The sequence below is a fragment of the Flavobacterium silvaticum genome (assembly GCF_012911565.1).
Taxonomy (GTDB): Bacteria; Bacteroidota; Bacteroidia; order Flavobacteriales; family Flavobacteriaceae; genus Flavobacterium; species Flavobacterium silvaticum.
In genome coordinates this window covers 17,402-36,991 of record NZ_JAAMPU010000092.1, presented here as the reverse complement: position 1 = coordinate 36,991, position 19,590 = coordinate 17,402, and the positions used below count along the sequence as shown (strand labels likewise).

Annotated in this window: 14 protein-coding genes and 1 pseudogene; 5 read left to right on the top strand and 10 right to left on the bottom strand. The window is 46.6% G+C overall.

What is annotated here, in order from left to right:
• From G6047_RS16730 to G6047_RS00945, 8 genes and pseudogenes are all read right to left on the bottom strand, one after another.
• Positions 1 to 1,537 (bottom strand): annotated as a pseudogene (locus tag G6047_RS16730) (hypothetical protein); the annotation flags it as partial.
• A gap of 103 nt (positions 1,538 to 1,640) precedes the next feature.
• Positions 1,641 to 3,143, bottom strand: a complete 1,503-nt coding sequence (locus G6047_RS00975; RefSeq protein WP_211165353.1) for a sensor histidine kinase — start codon at positions 3,141 to 3,143, stop codon at positions 1,641 to 1,643.
• A 108-nt stretch (positions 3,144 to 3,251) separates the two neighbouring features.
• On the bottom strand, positions 3,252 to 3,731 hold the full coding sequence (locus tag G6047_RS00970) for a hypothetical protein (protein WP_169525537.1): 480 nt from the start codon (positions 3,729 to 3,731) through the stop codon (positions 3,252 to 3,254).
• A 1-nt stretch (position 3,732) separates the two neighbouring features.
• Positions 3,733 to 4,740: a hypothetical protein gene (locus G6047_RS00965; protein ID WP_169525535.1), complete on the bottom strand. Its 1,008-nt coding sequence runs from the start codon at positions 4,738 to 4,740 to the stop codon at positions 3,733 to 3,735.
• 189 nt (positions 4,741 to 4,929) lie between these two features.
• Positions 4,930 to 6,897 (bottom strand): ATP-binding protein, encoded by a 1,968-nt coding sequence (locus tag G6047_RS00960; protein WP_169525534.1) that lies wholly within the window; start codon positions 6,895 to 6,897, stop codon positions 4,930 to 4,932.
• Positions 6,894 to 7,919, bottom strand: a complete 1,026-nt coding sequence (locus G6047_RS00955; protein ID WP_235946473.1) for a sensor histidine kinase — start codon at positions 7,917 to 7,919, stop codon at positions 6,894 to 6,896. The genes G6047_RS00960 and G6047_RS00955 overlap by 4 nt, the downstream gene beginning before the upstream one ends.
• 21 nt (positions 7,920 to 7,940) lie before the next feature.
• A complete protein-coding gene (locus tag G6047_RS00950; RefSeq protein WP_169525530.1) occupies positions 7,941 to 9,080 on the bottom strand; it encodes an FIST signal transduction protein in 1,140 nt (379 codons plus the stop codon).
• A 6-nt stretch (positions 9,081 to 9,086) separates the two neighbouring features.
• On the bottom strand, positions 9,087 to 10,241 hold the full coding sequence (locus tag G6047_RS00945) for an FIST signal transduction protein (RefSeq protein ID WP_169525528.1): 1,155 nt from the start codon (positions 10,239 to 10,241) through the stop codon (positions 9,087 to 9,089).
• A 391-nt stretch (positions 10,242 to 10,632) separates the two neighbouring features.
• On the opposite strand from G6047_RS00945, the gene G6047_RS00940 reads away from it, so the two are divergent.
• The 3 genes from G6047_RS00940 (at position 10,633) to G6047_RS00930 (ending at position 15,581) form a co-directional block, all read left to right on the top strand.
• Positions 10,633 to 11,112 carry a T9SS type A sorting domain-containing protein gene (locus G6047_RS00940; RefSeq protein ID WP_169525526.1) on the top strand — a complete coding sequence of 160 codons (480 nt, stop codon included), beginning with the start codon at positions 10,633 to 10,635 and terminating at the stop codon, positions 11,110 to 11,112.
• Positions 11,109 to 13,817: a carbohydrate-binding domain-containing protein gene (locus tag G6047_RS00935; protein ID WP_169525524.1), complete on the top strand. Its 2,709-nt coding sequence runs from the start codon at positions 11,109 to 11,111 to the stop codon at positions 13,815 to 13,817. The genes G6047_RS00940 and G6047_RS00935 overlap by 4 nt, the downstream gene beginning before the upstream one ends.
• A 288-nt stretch (positions 13,818 to 14,105) precedes the next feature.
• Complete coding sequence (locus G6047_RS00930; protein ID WP_169525522.1) at positions 14,106 to 15,581, top strand: T9SS type A sorting domain-containing protein; 1,476 nt, start codon at positions 14,106 to 14,108, stop codon at positions 15,579 to 15,581.
• A 6-nt stretch (positions 15,582 to 15,587) separates the two neighbouring features.
• Here G6047_RS00930 and G6047_RS00925 read toward each other — a convergent pair whose 3' ends face one another.
• Positions 15,588 to 15,950, bottom strand: a complete 363-nt coding sequence (locus tag G6047_RS00925; RefSeq protein ID WP_169525520.1) for a winged helix-turn-helix transcriptional regulator — start codon at positions 15,948 to 15,950, stop codon at positions 15,588 to 15,590.
• A gap of 113 nt (positions 15,951 to 16,063) precedes the next feature.
• On the opposite strand from G6047_RS00925, the gene G6047_RS00920 reads away from it, so the two are divergent.
• Positions 16,064 to 16,666 (top strand): FMN-dependent NADH-azoreductase, encoded by a 603-nt coding sequence (locus tag G6047_RS00920; protein WP_169525518.1) that lies wholly within the window; start codon positions 16,064 to 16,066, stop codon positions 16,664 to 16,666.
• Between the two features lie 31 nt (positions 16,667 to 16,697).
• Here the strand turns inward: G6047_RS00920 and G6047_RS00915 are convergent, their stop codons facing one another.
• Complete coding sequence (locus G6047_RS00915; RefSeq protein WP_169525516.1) at positions 16,698 to 17,027, bottom strand: hypothetical protein; 330 nt, start codon at positions 17,025 to 17,027, stop codon at positions 16,698 to 16,700.
• Positions 17,028 to 17,259: 232 nt separating this feature from the next.
• On the opposite strand from G6047_RS00915, the gene katG reads away from it, so the two are divergent.
• Complete coding sequence (katG, locus tag G6047_RS00910; RefSeq protein WP_169525515.1) at positions 17,260 to 19,527, top strand: catalase/peroxidase HPI; 2,268 nt, start codon at positions 17,260 to 17,262, stop codon at positions 19,525 to 19,527.
• The last annotated feature ends 63 nt before the right edge of the window (positions 19,528 to 19,590 follow it).

Here is a 19,590-nt window from a genome sequence, read left to right as displayed (position 1 = left end):
CCAATCCGTCATCTCTTGCTTCTTGTTTCTTGCTTCTTTCTTCTGAAATCTCATCCAAAAGCTCCATGGAAACATCACTGAAATTATTCACGAAATTGAGCGGATTCTGTATTTCATGGGCGATTCCGGCTGTGAGTTCGCCCAGAGATGCCATTTTTTCAGACTGGATCAGCTGGGATTGGGTCGCTTTTAAATCGGTCAGCGTCGAGCGCAATTCAGCCGTTTGTTTTTCCACTTCGGCTTCAAGTATTTTTTGTTGGTTGAGCGCCTGCTGCCTTTTTTCGTCTGACAACCGGACAATCTCTTCTGCATTGACACGGACTTCCTTCATCATTTCCCCGAATCGTACCGTAACATGGATCAGCATTCCTAACGGCGGGCCGACAGTATATATCAGTACAAAGAGCATTTTGTATCTGTCAACGACTCCCAGGGAAGACGTCCATACATACACAATCAGGAAAATAAACGACAGGATATATCCCCACACAATCGCCCATTGGCTTCCCTTGAGCCGGCTCCAGGAAGATAACAGATAATATATGGCAATAAGCAATGGAATAATCCCCAAATAAAGGATGAAGTTGACTTTGAACACATATCCTGTCACCAGGGAAACATACATGACAATCATGAAAATCCCTAATGACCTCGAGATTTTCCGGTTGAAAACCCGCGCAAGAATTATGGGTATGTAATTCACATAACTGAATATGGCAGCTACTGCCAAAATATTAAGGATGGCGTAAGCCACATAACCTACATCCCTGAGACTTGAAACCGCCACGCAAACGGACAGCATAGCAAGGAACGTACAGCCGATTGCAAAATGCATCAGGTTTTTCTCCCGTCTGTTCAAAAGGAAAAGTATCCAGAACAACAGTGAAAACGTAACCGAAACGGCCGTCAAAAGCCCGTCGTAAAACGTATGCCTGGGCCAGAAAGAGATATTTAAGTCCGTATTGGCAGTATTGGTAAAATAGAATATCTCCGGATTCTTATTCCCGGATTTAAGCTGCTGTTCCGAGGCAAAAGGATCGTAATATTCAACTACGTGCAATGCGATGACATAAGTCGAATCTGGCTGCAGGTTGGTCTGTATGGGAAGTTTACGGGCCGATGAATTTTCACGGAAAGATTCGCTGTCAGTTCCCATTTTACCAAAATCGGCAATTTTCTTACCGTTGGCAAAAACTTCCATCGCATTCCAGGTCAGGTTACCCACACCAGGCGGAATAAAGCCGAGATGATTTTTAAACCTGATTTTTATCCGGAACCAACCTTCAAACCTGCCATTTTTGTCAAAATCATTACCCGATAATTCGGCCGGCCTGAATTTACTCCAGCCTTTTATATCGAGATTTACTGCCGATGCATCCGGAACATTTCCGGCTTTATAGATCCAGCCTTCTTTTTCACTTATACGGAATGCTCCTTTTTCATTGAAGTCTTTGTCAGATATGACCACCGTTGCTTCCTGGGCAAACAGGTTTGCTCCAAAAACGCAGATCAGCAGCGTCAGAATATATAATCTCATATTGTGTTTGGTAACAGAATCGTGAATAAATTTCCTTTTCCTGATTCTCTGGCTACTTTCAAATGACCGTGACGGATTCTTCCCCGATTGATGATCAACGCTATTACACCGGAAGCTCAATATGGAATTCAGTTCCTTCGCCTTCTTTGGTTTCTACAGATAATCTGCCTTCGTGGGCCGCTATGATATCATAAGCCAGCGACAAGCCAAGACCTGTTCCCTGACCCGTCGGCTTAGTCGTAAAGAAAGGTTGGAATATCTTATCGAGAATAGATTGCGGAATTCCGTTTCCGTTGTCCTTCACAGAAATTACAATGGTATCGCCTTTTTTCCTTGTAGTAAGCGTAAGTGTCGGTTCGAATGGCTCACAGCCCTGCTTTTTCCTTTCATCGACAGCATAAAACGCATTCGTTATCAGGTTCAGCACCACGCGCCCGATGTCTTGCGGAACCATGTTGACTTTGCCAATCGTTTTATCGAAATCCGTATTCAGGGTTGCATTGAACGATTTGTCTTTGGCCCGCAAACCGTGATAGGCCAGCCGAAGGTATTCATCTGCCAATCCGTTGATATCGGTCGGCTCTTTTTCTGACGACGTGGTACGTGAATGCTGGAGCATACCTTTTACGATGGCATCGGCGCGTTTGCCGTGATGGGTGATTTTGGCCAGGTTCCTTGAAATATCTTCCAAAAGCTCGACTTCAAGTATTTCGTCGCGTTCCTCTTGCTTCTTGCTTCTTTCCTCTTTAACCTCCTCTATCAACTCCATACTGACCTCGGAAAAATTATTGACAAAGTTGAGCGGATTCTGGATTTCGTGGGCGATTCCGGCTGTCAGTTCTCCCAAAGACGCCATCTTTTCTGACTGGATCAATTGCGCATGCGTATTCTTGAGCTCGATCATGGTGTGATTGAGGGTGTCGTTGGTATTCGACAAGGCAACATTCTTCTCGTTGAGGGCGTTCGTCGTTTTCTCCAGATCGTCGATCATTTTGTTGAACGCTTTTTCGAGTTGACCGATTTCGTTCTTTTGTACCCGCTTTATTTTCTGGTTCAAATCGCCTTCCCCAACTTTCCGCGCCGCATCGCGCAACGCCAGTACAGGAATTGAAATGGTCCGTGCGAGCCAAAGCCCTATCAGTATCCCGAATAGCAATACCAGGGTACTGACGATGATTGATGTATGCTTGATTTTCGCCTTGCTTGCCTCGATTCCGTTCGTATTGAAACCCAGCAATATGGCTCCTGACATCATTCCGGTAGAAAAATCTGCTTTTTTTACAATCAGGGAATCGTTCGAAGTGATGGCCGCGCTCAGGTGCTGGTTTTCCGGAAACGTCTTGAACACGGTTTGTTTAAGCTGGAATTTATCGTGCTTTTTGTTCCAAATCGTGTCAGACTGAAGCATACTGATAAACTGCAGCCTCGGATCGCCTTTTACGAATTCCATGGCCGTCTGAACGCCTTCGAAATTTTGTTCGTTGATGGCAATCTTGACTCCTAATGCAACGGTATTTGCCAGATTCTGGACTTCATTCTCATAATTATTTACGAGCAAAGTACCTTGTTGCTTTGGAAAATAGTACAACGTAAAAAACGAAAACATAAATACAATCGAACAGATTGTAAGCCAGATCTTTGTTTTGAGATTTAAACGCATGCCGTAGTGTGCTTTACAGCAAATATAGCCGTCCGAAACCTTTTTGAAACCATTTTAGAACGAAGATTTTCCATCAATCATGACCGACCTGACTTCGGCATTGGCAACCGGTTTATCAATGATTCCTATGGCTCCCGGATTCTGTGCCACAAAATTCTGCAATTCGGTAACCGATGTAAAGAATACAGGTGCCTGTGCCTTGCCTTGAAAAACCAGTGACAGCCAGTATTTATTGAGCTCGTCTCCGGACATATCGTAGATTTTTGACGATGTGGTCTTTCCTAGAGGCGTATTGGTTTTCATGAGCGCGATTACAATTCGTTTGCCGCTTTTCCACCGTTGGGTTTCACCCATGAGTACTGCTTTGAGTTCCGATTGTTTCATATCTGACGGCGTTCCGGAAACATTGCCTATAGCCGTAAGTGTCTGTGCCTTGCCTTGCATAGCAAAAAGAAGACATCCCATGATAAATCCATATTTCAGGAATGCACTTTTGCCTGAGAATATATAGCTGAGTTTGCTTGTCCTTTCCATACTAAAAACCAATAGCGAATTGTGCGGTTATTTTATCTACATTGCTTCCGAACTCGTAGTCCAGGTGCTGATATTCGAGCTTTACGACAGCCAGGTAACTTATTTCATAGCGAAAACCTACCACGAAAGATTGGGTGTTGTTCTTCATATAATACATTTCCCCTGTTTGGTAATGCAAATTGTCATAACGCACATAAGGGACATATTTTTCCTTGATCTTATAGCCCGCGTATGCATAACCGGCTATTGTTGTTTTTGTTCCTGTGGTATCGGTATGGTTGATTCCGGCAGTGGCTTCGGCAAGGAGTTCGAACTTTTTCCCGAATCTTGAAACCGAAGCGGAAATCAAATGCTGGTTCACCTGATGGTCCATTTCCATTCCGTGTACGCTGGCTCCGGCAGAGATCACATCGTAATAATACGAAAGTCCCAATCTGAGCCTGTCGGCCGGTTTGATATGGACTGCGGCGGTAACCGATTTGTTTTTGTCGTTATCGGCAACGTCGGAAGAACCCAATCCGTTCCCCACAAAAAGGTTATATCCGAATTTTGCGCTGCCCATATTGCGTCCTTCAAACCCAAGTCCCACTGTGTGCAATGGGATAATCGATTGTGAAAACAGCAACGGCCTGTCAATGGTCGGGAACAAAACCCGTCCGTGGTGATAGGTGTCGTTCCAATAATTCAAAGGCGTGTGGATTTTACCCATCACAAGATTATGGTTGTCTTTAAGGTTGTAGGTTATGATGACCCTTTCGATACTGACCCCGAATTGGGTGTTTTCGGTAGCGTCATACTTGAAAACCGTTTCCCCAAGGAAAGAAATCCTGTCGGTAATGGCTGATGTGATGTAAAGATCCTGTTCCCCAAAACCGAACGACACCTTTTTGTTGTATCCGGCCGTAACATCAGAAAAACCCCTGATTTGCGTATTCTGCAGCGTTTGCCCAAACCCTGCAGCGGCAATAAATAAGAGCGGGCAAGTTGTTAAAAGTAATTTTATTTTCATTAAAGAGCGTGTTTGTTTGGTTTTAAGCGAATGTAAAAATATAGATTTTTTTAACAGTCGAAATATAGCGGAATTAACTGAATAATCTCAAGTATTTTTTCGACTTCAAAATTTATTAAAACAGTACAAATCAGATGCTTTCACTTTGATCATTACTAGTATTCCCGCATATAGAAAATCCCTGTTTCATCATATCGGAAGCGCTATGATAAACTCGCTACCATTTCCTTCGCTACTTTCAACAGACAGATTCCCACCATGGCCTTTGACCACGATTTCATAACTCAATGAAAGTCCGAGTCCGGTTCCTTCACCTGTGGGTTTTGTGGTAAAAAACGGCTGCAGGATTTTGTCTTTTATATTATCCGGAATTCCGGTACCGTTGTCTTTGACGCGAATTTCAATGTTGCCGTCATGTAACAAAGTAGATACGGTCACCTGAGGCTTAAAATCATCTTTCTCCCTTTTATGCCGTTCATTTGTAGCATAAAAAGCATTGGTGAATAAATTGAGTAAAACGCGTCCAATGTCCTGGGCGACCACATTTATTTTCGACAGATTCGGATCAAAATGCGTCACCAGGTCGGCATTGAAAGACTTATCTTTTGCCCGTAATCCGTGGTAGGCCAAGCGCAGGTATTCATCGGCCAGCGCATTGATATCGGTAGGTTCTTTTTCACCTGACGAGGCGCGGCTGTGCTGGAGCATGCCTTTGACAATGGCATCGGCACGTTTTCCGTGGTGGTTTATTTTTTCGAGGTTCTGTCTGATATCCGCCAAAATCTCCGCTTCCAATCTGTCATCTCTTGCCTCTTGCTTCTTGCTTCTTTCATCTGAAATCTCATCGAGAAGCTCCATCGACACATCTGAAAAATTGTTCACGAAATTGAGCGGATTCTGGATTTCATGGGCAATTCCGGCGGTGAGTTCTCCCAAAGAAGCCATTTTTTCCGATTGGACCAACTGGGATTGGGTAGCTTTAAGTTCACCAAGCGCGGTTTGCAGCTTTTGCTTTTGTTCACTCAGTCTTGTATTCGATTTATGTTTCTGCCGGTTATTCCGCAGCAGCAACAACGCCACGATCAGCATTACCGACAGCCCGAAAATCAGTGCATATTGCCTGATTCTGTTTTCATACGAAATTTGACTCTGTCGCAATTCATCGGCCCGCTTTTGTTCACGCGAGATGGCCTCCTGAATAGATTTAATGTTGTTGGTGCCATACAGTTCCTCCTGGGTTTGTTCTTTGAGCTTTTGAATTTCGAAGGCCTTTTTAAAATCGCCTTTGCTTTCATAAGCCTGAGCCAAAATGCCCGCCGATTCAAGTATCATGATGCGAAAAGGCCCTTTCCTGGCGGCTTCCAAAGCTTTATTGGCAAATACGATGACCGAATCAGGTTGTTTTTTGAGATCGTAGACCCGCGAAATTCTATTGCAGGTGGAAGCGACATTCCTGTAATCACCGTTTTTGACAGAAGCATCCAAAGCCCGGTCATAAAACGCCAGAGCCTTGTTATAGTTTCCGGTCAGGGCTTCAAAACTTCCGAGGTTGCGGATGAAAAAAACATCCGTTGATTGATTGGGTTTCTGCTCTCTTTTGGCACGTTCCAGATAAAATGATGCCGAATCCCGAACGCCCATCCGGATAAAGGCACCCGCTGTATTCACATCTAATCCATACATGTTCTCTTGCCGGTTTTGGGCAATGGCCAGCCTACGCGCCTTATGGTAATAGTAAATCGCCTTTTGGTAATCGTTGAGGTCCAGATATATGATACCCAGTGAATTGTACGCCCGCATTTCAAAAAGAGGCAGATTATTTTCCTTTGCCGATGCCTGCGCTTTGAATGCAAAATCAAGGGCTTGTGCCAGGTTGCCGATTTCCCGATTCAGAAAAGCTTTGAGAACCAACGAATGGGTCTTCCCCTTTTTATAGCCCATTTTTTCGGACAAGTCCAGCGCCTTATCGATAAAGTAAAAGCCTGAATCCGGTTTCGATAAGGAATAGGCCTGCCCTAAACCTATCATTTCCTGTATTCTGGTAGTATCCGAACCAGCCGACCGAAGTTCCGTTTTCAGACTGTCAACCAATGCTTTTTTCTGACCGTAACCCATAGTCAGAAAACCCAGCATCAATACTATAATACTTTTCTTCATTGCACAGGCAGCTTGATTGTAAATGTGCTTCCTGTTCCGGCGACGGATGCCACATAAAGTTCCCCGCCGTGCGCCTTCACGATATCATACGCCAACGAAAGCCCGAGCCCCGTTCCTTCACCCGTAGGTTTCGTCGTAAAAAACGGCTGGAATATTTTATCGATTGCAGATGGCGGAATGCCGTTCCCGTTGTCGGAGATTGTGATTTCAACCTGATTCCCAGTTTTTTTGGTTCCGATGGAAACCGTCGGCTCATAGCCTTCAGGATTCCGTTGCTTCTTTTGGTTTACCGTGTAAAAAGCATTCGTGAGCAGGTTCAGGATAACGCGTCCGATGTCTTGTGAAACCACTTCGACCTTTCCGATGCTTTCCTCAAAATCAGTCTTCAGTATCGCATTGAAACTCTTATCTTTCGCCCGAAGTCCGTGATAAGCCAAGCGCAAAAACTCATCTGCCAAAGCATTGATATCCGTCGGTTGTTTTTCTCCCGCCGAGGAGCGCGAATGTTCGAGCATGCCTTTGACAATGGCATCAGCCCGTTTTCCGTGGTGGTTTATTTTTTCGAGGTTCTGTCTGATATCTGCCAAAATCTCCGCTTCCAATCCGTCATCTCTTGCTTCTTGCTTCTTGTTTCTTTCCTCTGTAATCTCATCGAAAAGTTCCATCGACACTTCTGAAAAATTATTCACGAAATTGAGCGGATTCTGTATCTCGTGGGCGATGCCGGCCGTCAGTTCACCCAATGATGCCATCTTTTCAGACTGGATCAGTTGCTGTTGTGTCGCCTTTAGTTCTTCAAGCGACTTTTGCAGCGCCAGGTTCGAATCTTCAACGGCTTTCCGTTTCAGTTCGAGCTCTTCGATGGTTTCTTCGAGCAGAATTGCCGTGGTCCGTTTGACTTTTTCGGTACGGTCGAGTTTGAACAACGCAATCTCAAGCTCTTTATCGGTAGCTTTTATCAGCTTTTCCAATTCCAACCTTAGCTCAGGCGACAGTTCCGGCAGATTGATAATTTCAGACATACGTTGCAGGTTCACGTTCATTTATTTCTCCTTTAAGGCGATGACGACAGCTGTGAGATTGTGCATTTCGAGATTCCCGCCTGTTGCCCGACCTAGCTCTGCATTGGAAAACATGCCCACCATAGGCACGTCCCATACATTTTTGATGCCTTCTATTTCCATATTGATCATAGGTCCGAAAGCAAGGAAACGACCGACGCAACTGAACACAACTATGGCATCGGCATTGGGTATTTCAGTATCTTTTAAGTCTTGGGCAGATTTGATAACCTTTTCGGCCACGTCAAAATCAGGCGGAACCGAAAACCGCACTTTGCTGCCTTGTGGCACCGATCCGCTGCAGTAATACGAACGGTCGTTCCAGTCGATCACCAAACCCGGCCGCATCACCGGATCGCCTTTTTCGCGTTGTAACTGCAATGGTAGTGTGGCTGCAATCTCAAAAAACAGCTTTTCATTTTCCGGGTTTACATTTTCAAGGCCGCCGTATTTGGCCGTAAGGTCGAGAACCGGAATGTCATCAACAGTATACACATGATTGCCTTCGCTTTTTGTGACGGTGCGCACGGTTCCAACGGCATGCCAACCACACGTCGCACGCCCTTTCATGTCAATGTGATCTCCATCGAATGTCAACACCATCAAGGCACTTTCAGATTTGATATGATTCGTAAACACAAAACCACCTTCAAAAGTACAATCGTCTCCCGCGACATTCCCGAACACGTTCACGTCCGGGCCAGCGACATCGGAGAAACCCTGAAGCACTGCCTCTGCATCGGTATGGCTGTGGCTGCACGAAATGAGGAAAGCGGGATTGGCAAAGTGTTCCAGTTCTTTTTGAGCGATGTTTCGCGAAGTTCCCCTGTAGTCACCTTCCTCGAATTCTGCAAACGAAATACGGAAATAGGCCGGATCCAAATCAAAAAGCATGACCGCACAACTATTGGTGAACGTATTTTCGTCTATATACTCTCCGTTGGTCGAAACCCCGAAAACCGGGATTCCCGCGTCATTGAAAATTTTCAGGTGTGCTCCATGGTCTTGTGTCTTTGCAATAAAGACTATGGCTAATGAAGGTTTGAATCCATCGGAAGTAGCGTTCTGTATGCCATCCTGAATTTCCTGAGCCGAATTGCCGTGTAGTGATTTTGCTTTCATAGCTCTTTATTTCTCCGTTAATGCCACCCAGCAGCACGCGCCGGAATGAAAATGTTGCTTGCCATTTTTGGCGCGGCCGTATTCGCCATAGGTGAAAAATCCGGCCATAGGGCTGTTCCATACCTCGGCCAACCCATCGTTTTCAGAAGTGACCAACGGCCCGAGGACAGGCGGTCTGCCAGCACACGAAAACACGATCAGCGCATCTGCGTCACCTTGATCCTTTTTTAACTGACTGGCTTCGTGGATGATTTCTTCTACGATTTCAAAATCGGGCGGCATGGTGAACCAGAATCTGTCACCTTCGGCCATTTCAACATCCATTCGCAAGGCATTTTCAACGTGGTCGATTTCCAATGGGGTTTTGAGAAGCGTTTCGTTACTGTCGCGCTCCACGATGAACGGATAGGTAAAACCCAGTTCCTCAAAAACCTTGAATTCCCTATCTCCTACACTGGCCGATTTCCCGAGGTATTTGAGATACATTTCAACCGCGTTCAATCCATCGATCTCATAAATCAGGTTGCCGCTGCTTTTGGTCACTTTCCTCGAAAGGCCCATTTTCTGCCAGCCTGTAATGGCCTGTCCGGTGGTTTGTATTTTATCGGCATCGAGAACTAATGCCAGGATGCCGCAGTCAGTTTGTCTTTCGTTGGTGAACACGTAGCTTCCGGTGAAGGTCATGTCGTCTCCGGCCATTCCGCCATAAAAATAACGATGGGCGCCTATTCCGGTTTCTATAGCGCGTACCAAGGTTTCCGCATCGAGGAATTCACCATTGGCATCGGTTCCTGTGGAACAGACTATAAGCGACGGATTTGCAAATTTCTGCAAGGCGGCTTTGGAAATTTTGTCGGCGGCTTCCATAATAGTACTGCCTTTGATCTGCTCGAATACAATCGAATACAAATCACGCGACAAATCGAGCAACAGGATTGCAATTTCACCTTCGCTTTGATGACCATCTATGAATTCCCCGGATGAGGTCGCGCCAATCAGATCTATGTTTTCCGCTGTAAACAGATTGCGTAAAGCCTCCCTATCCTGCTTTATGGACTGGAACGTAATGGCAAGCGTTGGTAAAAAACCATCGGCCCGTAATTTTTCAAGGCTTGTTTTTATTGAAGTAATCGAATTTCCATGTATCGATTTTGCAACCATATTTTAATTTGCGATGTATCGTACGACAAGGATAAAATCTGCCTCTATGTCTGTATGGCAGATGGATGTTGTTTGTCTGGCATTCCTAAAAACACAACTTTACTAAAGCCAAGTCACTGGGAATGAAATGTAAATTAACTGATTTCCGTGATTAAAAGCTAGCTTTATTTTTTACTTAAGCCGCTTTTTCCCGATAGCATTTAGCTGCAAAACCTTCCAATCTGATGTTTATAAATCGTTAGACCACCTCTTTCCTTCCATTTGCGGACAAAATAAACTGACGGACATCTCTGGATTCAAAACCAAAATCCGCGACAATCACCTCATTTACCTCTATTTATTTACCCAATGTTAAGAAATTGTTTCCTTAGCCACTCAACGCGAAGCAAATATGAAAACAACCCAAAGAATCACCTGTCTCCTGCTGTTGCTTTTAGGCACGCACCTGTTTGCACAAACTGGCGTCAAGGTTACGTACTATGACGGCACTGAGCAACAATTCAATGTACAACCTGCCGGAAAACTGTATTTCGATGCCGACAATCTTTTTGTCAAGGCCGATGCGGGAACCACGCCTACGACCATTCCGGTCAGCATCATCCGTAAAGTCACTTTTTCCGAAGCACTTGGCACCACGACTTTTGGCCAGAACACGGACAACCTGGTGTTGTATCCGAATCCCGCATCTGAAAGCATCCGGATCAAATCTGATACTTCAACAGAGCTCAAAACCAGCATCTATTCGCTCACAGGCCAACGCATTCTTCAAGGTGTTTTCCAATCGGGACAAGACATCGACGTATCGGCCTTATCCGCCGGATTGTATCTGGTTCAGGTTAACGGTGTAACCATCAAATTCAGCAAAAAATGAAAAAGACATCTCTTATTGCGCTGCTTTCTTTGCTGGCGAACGTTTCTTTCGGACAACAAAAAATACAGGTCCACAATTCTGGTAACGTGCTATTTGCCAAGGAACTGACTTCGGTCGACAGCATCAAATTGGACAATACCTATGCGAAGTTCAAACTGTCAGATGTAACTGCGACGCTCGATCTGCAAAAAACATTGGTCGACAGCCTTACCTTCACGACATCGGCCGTCAGCCTTGATAAAATCTACATTATCTACAACGGATCAGACAATGCCACCATCATCAATCCCTATGCAGATGCCGGCGTAACCATCACTGCCAATGCCGGAACCGTAGCTGTGACGGCCACATCGGGCATCGACAATCTCGAATACAACATATTAGGTTCTACGACAAACGGAAGCCTGACCATGGCCACCGATAAAGACGTAAACCTTGTCCTCAACAATGTGACGCTGACCAATCCCAGTGGTGCGGCCTTCAACATCTCGGGAGGAAAAACCATGAACATCCTCCTAACGCCGGGCACTTCAAACACCCTGACCGACGGGACGGCAAGCACTAAAAACGGGACGATCACTACCGATGGCCCAATAGTGATTTCAAACTCAGGCGCATTAACCGTCAACGGAATCAAGAAACACGGCATCAACACCTCTTCGACCATTTCGATTGCAGAGGGCGTGACCACGATTGCCTCGGCCACATCGGACGGACTTCATTCAGAAGGCTATTCGATGACTGGAGGAACACTGAACATTACATCACTCGCCGATGGTATCGATGCCGGAAACGGAGCCGTCCAGATTACGTCAGGCACCATCAACGTCATCTCTACGACTGCTGATGTAAAAGGAATCAAGACGGGTACGAACACCCTGACAATTGACGGCGGAAGCATTACGGTAACGGTATCCGGTGCCCAATCTAAAGGCATCAGTTCCAAAGGGAATATACTTGTCAATGGCGGGACCATTTCGATAACCGTCTCAGGTGCGACTGTGCTTACTGCCGAAGACAGCGGCTTCGATCCTTCTTACGCTACCGGATTCAAATCTGACGCACAAATCATAGTCACCGCGGGAACAATTACCGTTGGATGTACATCGGCTGCCGATGGCGGCAAAGGTTTTTCCGCCGATGGCGAAATCAACATATCAGGCGGAAACTTTACCGTCACTACGGCCGGAAACGGAGGTTCATATACGAATACAGAAGGTGTAGCCGATACGTTCTCAACTTCTGGTTTTACGTCCGATGCCAACATCAACATTTCGGGCGGGACATTCAACTTTACCAACACCGGAATTGAAGGTAAGGCGATTTCTTCCGATACTGATGTTGCCATTTCAGGTAATACCGAAATCACCATCACCAATTCCGGAAATGCCGGAAAAGGAATCAAGGCCGATGGAAATGTCACATTCGACGGAGGAACAACTACAATGAATCTTTCCGGAACTGCAGTACTTACGGCTTCGGGCAGCGGTTTCGATTCGTCGTATCCGAGCGGTGTCAAGGCAGATGGAACCATCACCGTGAACAGCGGAACCATCACCGTAACCGGAACATCGACCGCAAAAGGAACCAAAGGGCTTTCGGCAGATACGGATATTATCGTCAACAATGGAACGATATCCATTACCACAGCCGGAAACGGAGCCGTTTATACCAATGAAGCCGGAACGACCGACTCCTATTCCTCGGCGGCATTTTCAGCAGACGGCAACTTAACAATTAACGGCGGCAATGTCACCACGACAAGTTCAGGCACAGGCGGAAAAGGACTTAAGGCAGACGGAACCATCACCATCGGCACATCTGAAAGCAGCCCGACGCTCAACATTACGACAACAGGCGCGCGTTTCCTGGTTTCAGGTACCGATTACAGCCACCCGAAAACGCTTGTCGCTGCCGGAGCCGTTACCATCAACAACGGAAACAATACGTTTTCTTCTACGGATGACGGCGTACATTCCGATACTTCGGTAACGGTAAATGGCGGAACAAACACCATCAGCGCCATTTCCGCAACCCAAGGTGTCGGTGAAGGTGTCGAAGCACCAATCATCACGTTCGCCGGCGGTACCTCGAACATTACGGCATCTAACGACGGTATCAATGCGACTTACGGAACGGTCACAGGCGGTACGGAATCGAACGACGGAAGCCACCTGTACATCACCGGAGGCATCGTCATTGTGGCCGGAAACGATGCCATCGACAGCAACGGAAACATCACCATATCAGGCGGAACCACCGTTGTGAACGGCCCGACGAACGGCCCTGAGGAAGGCCTTGACTTTAACGGCACGTTCCTGATGAATGGTGGTCTGCTGATATCGGCCGGTTCGAATTCCATGATGACACCAAACTTTGGGAACGCTTCGACCCAGGTTGGCTTCTTCATCAAATCCAATACACAGCTTGCCGCTACTTCACTGCTCCACATCCGCAAATCGGACGGAACTGAAATGGTGACCTTCAAACCGAAAAACGGTGCATACTACTTCCACTTCTCTCGTCCGGAACTCGCCCAAAGCACCGAATACCAAATCTACTTTGGCGGTACATACACAGGTGGAAATTATGTAGGCGGAACCACGACATGGGGACTTTACACAGGCGGGACTTATGCTACGGGAACCTTGAAAAAAACGTTTACTTCGTCTGGTACGAGTAAGGTGAATACGGTTACTTTTTAATTTATTGATCGATTTTGTTAGTTGTAAAGCCGGCGGTTGCCGGCTTTTATGTTTTCAGATAGTTCAAAGAATAATAAATGATGCTTCAATAAATCAAATCTGCCAAACCGTAAATCCCGGTAACAAATCTTGGCTGAATACCGCATCATTACTGCCAAAGGCAAAAAATAATGAAGCTGACTGGGCACTCGGCAACTACTTAATTTCCACCAAATAATAATCCGATCAGAATGTAACACCTTATTTATGTTAGCTTTACCAAAGATAATTTATCCTAAAGCTACTCCCATGAACCGAAAATTACTTTTGATACTTGCAATCCTGTTGAATTTGTACAAAGCAAATTCACAGGTAATCGATACTTCTTTCGGTACCAACGGCATTGTGGTATCTGAATTAAGCCAGAACGTCGACGCCCTGAATGCGCTTGCCCTGCAAACGGACGGTAAAATTCTCGCCCTCGGTTTTTCAAACGGTAAAATGACCATTTTACGCTATCAAACCAATGGCACTCTCGATTCGACTTTTGGCGTTAACGGCCGTGTATCTTCAACCTATACCTGCAGTTTCGGAAGTCCGGCAACGATCAAAGTACTCGACGACGGAAAAATCCTTGTCCTTGGGAGAAACAACAGCACCATGCTTGTGGCAAAATACACAGCGGAAGGCAGCGTAGATACGACTTTTGGAATAAACGGAATAGCCAATGTTTCTGCTGATGTCGCCATGGACAGTCCGTGGGCACGCGCCATGGAACTTTTTCCGGATGGGAAAATCATCGTTACGGGAGCTCTCGGCACCAATACCATCTTTATGATGAAATACGACGCGAATGGTTTGCCCGATGCGACTTTTGGCACCAACGGACGTGTATTGACCCAACTGGAAGAAATACCTTATCTGTATGCTACCAATTCTGCCGTACAGCCCGACGGGAGTATTCTGGTTTCGGCCATAAACAGCACTTCCGGTTATGGCGATTTCTGCTTTTTCAAATACCTGGCAAACGGAACGCTGGATACGGGTTTTGGCACCGGAGGTTTTGTAACTACCGATATCGGCGGGCCGCTGGTTACCGACACTCCTTCTTGTATCGAAGTCCTGAACGACGGAAAAATACTGGTGGCAGGCTATTCCAACTTAAGTTTTGTGGCGGTCAGATACAACGCCGACGGGACCCTGGACACAACATTCAATACAACCGGCATTACAACCAAAAACGTAGGCGGAATCTATCGCTCTTGTACCGATATGCTTGTCGAACCTGATGGAAAAATCGTACTTGCCGGTTACATTGGCGACGATTTCGGTAGCGTCCGTTTCAATCCCGACGGCTCCGTCGATGCATCTTACGGGGTAAATGGCGCTTATAAAACGGACTTTGAGAATTCGTATGATTACGGATCTTCCATCGTGCAGCAACCCGACGGCAAACTCATTATGGGTGGCTGGACGAGCTACTTTTGCTCAAACCGCGCGTTTGCTCTGATGCGGTTCAGTGCTCCGTCGTTGGATTCTGAAAGTTTCAACCACACTACCGTCAGCGTGTATCCAAATCCAGCCGATTCATACATAACCGTGAAAAGTGACACTGTTATTGAATCGATAGCGCTATATGATGTTCAGGGAAGATTGCTTGCTACCAAAAGCATCGGCTCAACGGAAGCGACACTCGATATTTCCGATAAGCAAAGTGGTGTTTACTTTTTAAGAATAAACGGTAATGGAAGTTATGTTTCCGTCCGAAGTATCGTTAAAAAATAGCCTGGATCAGCTTCCGATAATCTTGTTCCGATGTAATATGCCCCACTCACTCAGGGCGATCATCACTTCTTTCAGGGTAGCCGCATGATCCGTTACCGAATATTCCACCGTCGGCGGAAATGTATCGCGCACCGTACGCGTGACGAGTTGATTCATTTCGAGGTCTTTGAGTTCCTTCGACAGCATCTTGTCACTTATACCTTCCACTTCACGCGAAATCTCTTTGAATCGTTTCGTACCTTCTGATAAGGAAACGAGGATTTGTAGTTTCCAGCTTCCGTTAAGCACATCCAAGGCATCTTTTATCGCCCTGTTCTTCGCGCGGCAGGTGCTGACCGTACAATCTCCACTTGATTCTTTGTTAAGCATTCTGAATGTTTTTATCCGATACTAACCCGCTGGTTATCGCTAACCAATCGGTTATTAATTACCATCGGTTAGCAAATATAAATAGGTTTGTATCGAAATAAAAACAAACCAACATGAATATCCTCAATATCATATCCAGTGCGCGTGGACAGGAATCTCAAAGCAACCAACTCGGAAGTTTTGTCATCCAAAAATTGCTCGAAACCTATCCGGAAAGCACCGTCAAAACGCGGAACCTGACACAAACACTTTATCCACATATGGAAGCGGTGCAACTCGAAGCTTTTTATGCGACTGCAGAAAATGCAACGCCGCGAATTATAGAAGCCCAGCATTTTGCTGTCGATGCCATTGCCGAACTTTTCGAAGCCGACATCATCGTCATCAATACACCTATGTACAATTTCGGTATCCCCTCGGCACTTAAAGCGTGGATTGACCAAGTCGTCAAAGTCGGTAAGACCTTTAGCTTTGAAAATGGGCATTTACAGGGATTACTTAGCAGCCGCAAGGCATATCTTGCCATAGCATCCGGTTTTATTTTTTCAGAAGGCGACTATAAAAACTTTGATTATACCGAACCTTACCTTAAAGCCGTCCTTAACTTCATTGGAATTTCCCATGTAAAGACCTTCCGGATTGAAGGCACGGCATTTGAGCCATCCGAAACCGTTACAGCAAGAGCATTCGAAGCCGTATCATCCCATTCTTTTTAAAACAACAAGGCCCGCAACTGCGGGCCTTTTCCTATCTGGTTGGTGGTGGGGTCGTCTCCGGTGTTCCCAGTGTATTTTGTTGCGGTGTGCCCGTACTCACACCAGAAGAGGGCGGCGTGCTTCCTGCCGGTCTGTTGCTTCCGTTGGCTGTCGCTGACGCTGGTGTACCCGGCGCTGGTGTACCTTTGACAGACGTTCCCGGAACGGTTGGCGCAGGCGTCGTAATTTTGATCTTGTTGCCGCTTTTTGCTCTTTCCTTTTCAGTTGGGGGTTTCAAGGATGCCGTTTTTGATTTTTCAGTCTGTGCCGATAGTACGCCAAAACACAATATCGCTCCCATTGTTAAAATTATCTTTCTCATGATTTCCGTTTTTTTTTTCGGTTTATTGATTATTATATTTCTTCTTACTAAAGGTACTCCTGTATGTATTGACTCGGTTTATACGATTGCTTCCATAAATGTCAAAATGTTTCGGTCGTCATCAATTCTGCCTATCCCACATAGAATTATAGAATTGTCATTTCTTGAACTATCTTACTAACTTTCGATCGAATCAGACAAGAAATAATTATCAATAACACAATGTATCATTATGGGAAACGAGAATGACATCAGCAAATGCCCCTTTCACAATCAGCAGAACGTAGGTGGCGGCGGAACACGCAATAACGATTGGTGGCCCAATCAGCTAAAGGTTTCTATACTGCGCCAAAATTCACCCGCATCTGACCCTATGGATGCCGGATTCAACTACGCCGATGCGTTCAACAGCCTCGACCTAGAAGCCGTCAAAAAAGACCTGCACGCGCTTATGACCGATTCCCAGGATTGGTGGCCTGCCGATTTTGGCCATTACGGCGGATTGTTTATCCGCATGGCATGGCACAGCGCAGGAACCTACAGGGTGTCTGACGGACGCGGCGGAGGTGGAGCCGGTTTACAGCGCTTTGCCCCACTCAACAGCTGGCCGGACAACGTCAGCCTCGATAAAGCCCGCAGGCTATTGTGGCCCATCAAACAGAAATACGGAAAAAAAATATCTTGGGCAGATCTTATGATCCTGACCGGAAACGTCGCTCTCGAATCCATGGGCTTCAAGACGTTCGGTTTTGCCGGAGGACGTGCCGATGTATGGGAAGCCGATGAATCGGTCTATTGGGGAGCCGAAACCGAATGGCTCGGGAACGAAGACCGGTACCGAAACGGAGTCGCGGGCGTCGATGGACATGGAGTCGTTTCTTCCGACGAAAACGCCACAGGCAAAACCCATTCGAAAGGCAATCTGGAACAACCGCTTGCCGCGGCACACATGGGACTTATCTATGTAAACCCTGAAGGTCCGGACGGCAATCCCGACCCTATAGCCGCCGCAAAAGACATACGCGAAACCTTCGGACGTATGGCCATGAACGATGAAGAAACGGTGGCACTTATCGCCGGCGGACATACGTTTGGAAAGACACACGGAGCCGCACTGTCCGACAATGTAGGCAAAGAGCCCGAAGCTGCCGACCTTGAACTGCAAGGTTTTGGCTGGCATAACAAATTCGGTTCAGGAAGAGGAGCCGATACCATTACCAGCGGCCTTGAAGTCACCTGGACCAAGACACCGACCCAATGGAGCAATAACTTCTTTGAAAACCTGTTCGCGTTTGAATGGGAACTGACCAAAAGTCCTGCAGGCGCACACCAATGGGTCGCCAAAAACGCAGAAGCCATCATCCCCGATGCTTACGACAGCTCCAAAAAGCACCTGCCGACGATGCTGACGACTGATTTATCGCTACGCCTCGACCCTGCTTACGAAAAAATATCGCGCCGTTTCCTTGAAAACCCAGATGCTTTCGCCGATGCTTTTGCGCGTGCCTGGTACAAACTGACGCACCGTGACATGGGGCCAAAAGAACGCTATCTCGGTCCGGACGTTCCAAAAGAAGAACTATTGTGGCAAGATCCGATTCCGGCTGTCGACCATGCGTTGATAGGAGAATCGGATATCACATCGTTAAAATCCAAAATCCTCGACTCTGGCCTGACCGTATCTGAACTCGTATCTACGGCCTGGGCCTCTGCCTCTACTTTCAGGGGTTCCGACAAACGAGGCGGCGCCAACGGAGCACGTGTCCGCTTAGCACCCCAAAAAGATTGGCGTGTGAACAATCCGGCCCAGTTGCAGAAAGTGCTGGCCAAACTCGAAACCATCCAAAGCGACTTTAACGGACAACAGACTTCAGGCGGTAAAAAAGTATCGCTCGCCGACCTCATCGTCCTCGCCGGAAGTACGGCCGTGGAAAAAGCAGCCAAAGACGGCGGATTCGCGGTTTCCGTACCGTTCACTGCTGGCCGTATGGACGCGACACAAGAACAGACCGACGTAGAATCGTTCGGGTATCTCGAACCTGCTGCCGACGGTTTCCGTAACTACCGCAAAACCAATATGTCCGCCCCGACCGAAGCGTTGTTGATAGACAAGGCCCAATTGCTCAACCTTACTGCGCCTGAACTTACGGTTCTCGTAGGTGGATTGCGGGTGCTCGACACCAATTACGATGGCTCCAGACACGGCGTCTTTACAGATAATCCGGGCAAACTGACCAATGACTTTTTCGTCAACCTGCTTGATATGAACAATGAGTGGAAAGCCACTTCACCTGACAAAGAATCGTATCAGGCATTCTGCCGTGCGAAAGGTGTCGCCAAATGGACGGCTACACGTGCCGATCTTGTATTCGGGTCTAATTCTGAACTCAGGGCTGTCGCGGAAGTATATGCTTCTGGCGATGCGAAAGAGAAATTCGTGAGAGACTTTGTGACCGTCTGGGTGAAGGTCATGGAAGCAGACCGGTTTGATTTGAAGTAAACGATTCTTTTGCAATAAAAATGGCACTATTAAGTGCCATTTTTTATTCAATCAGGTGTGCGG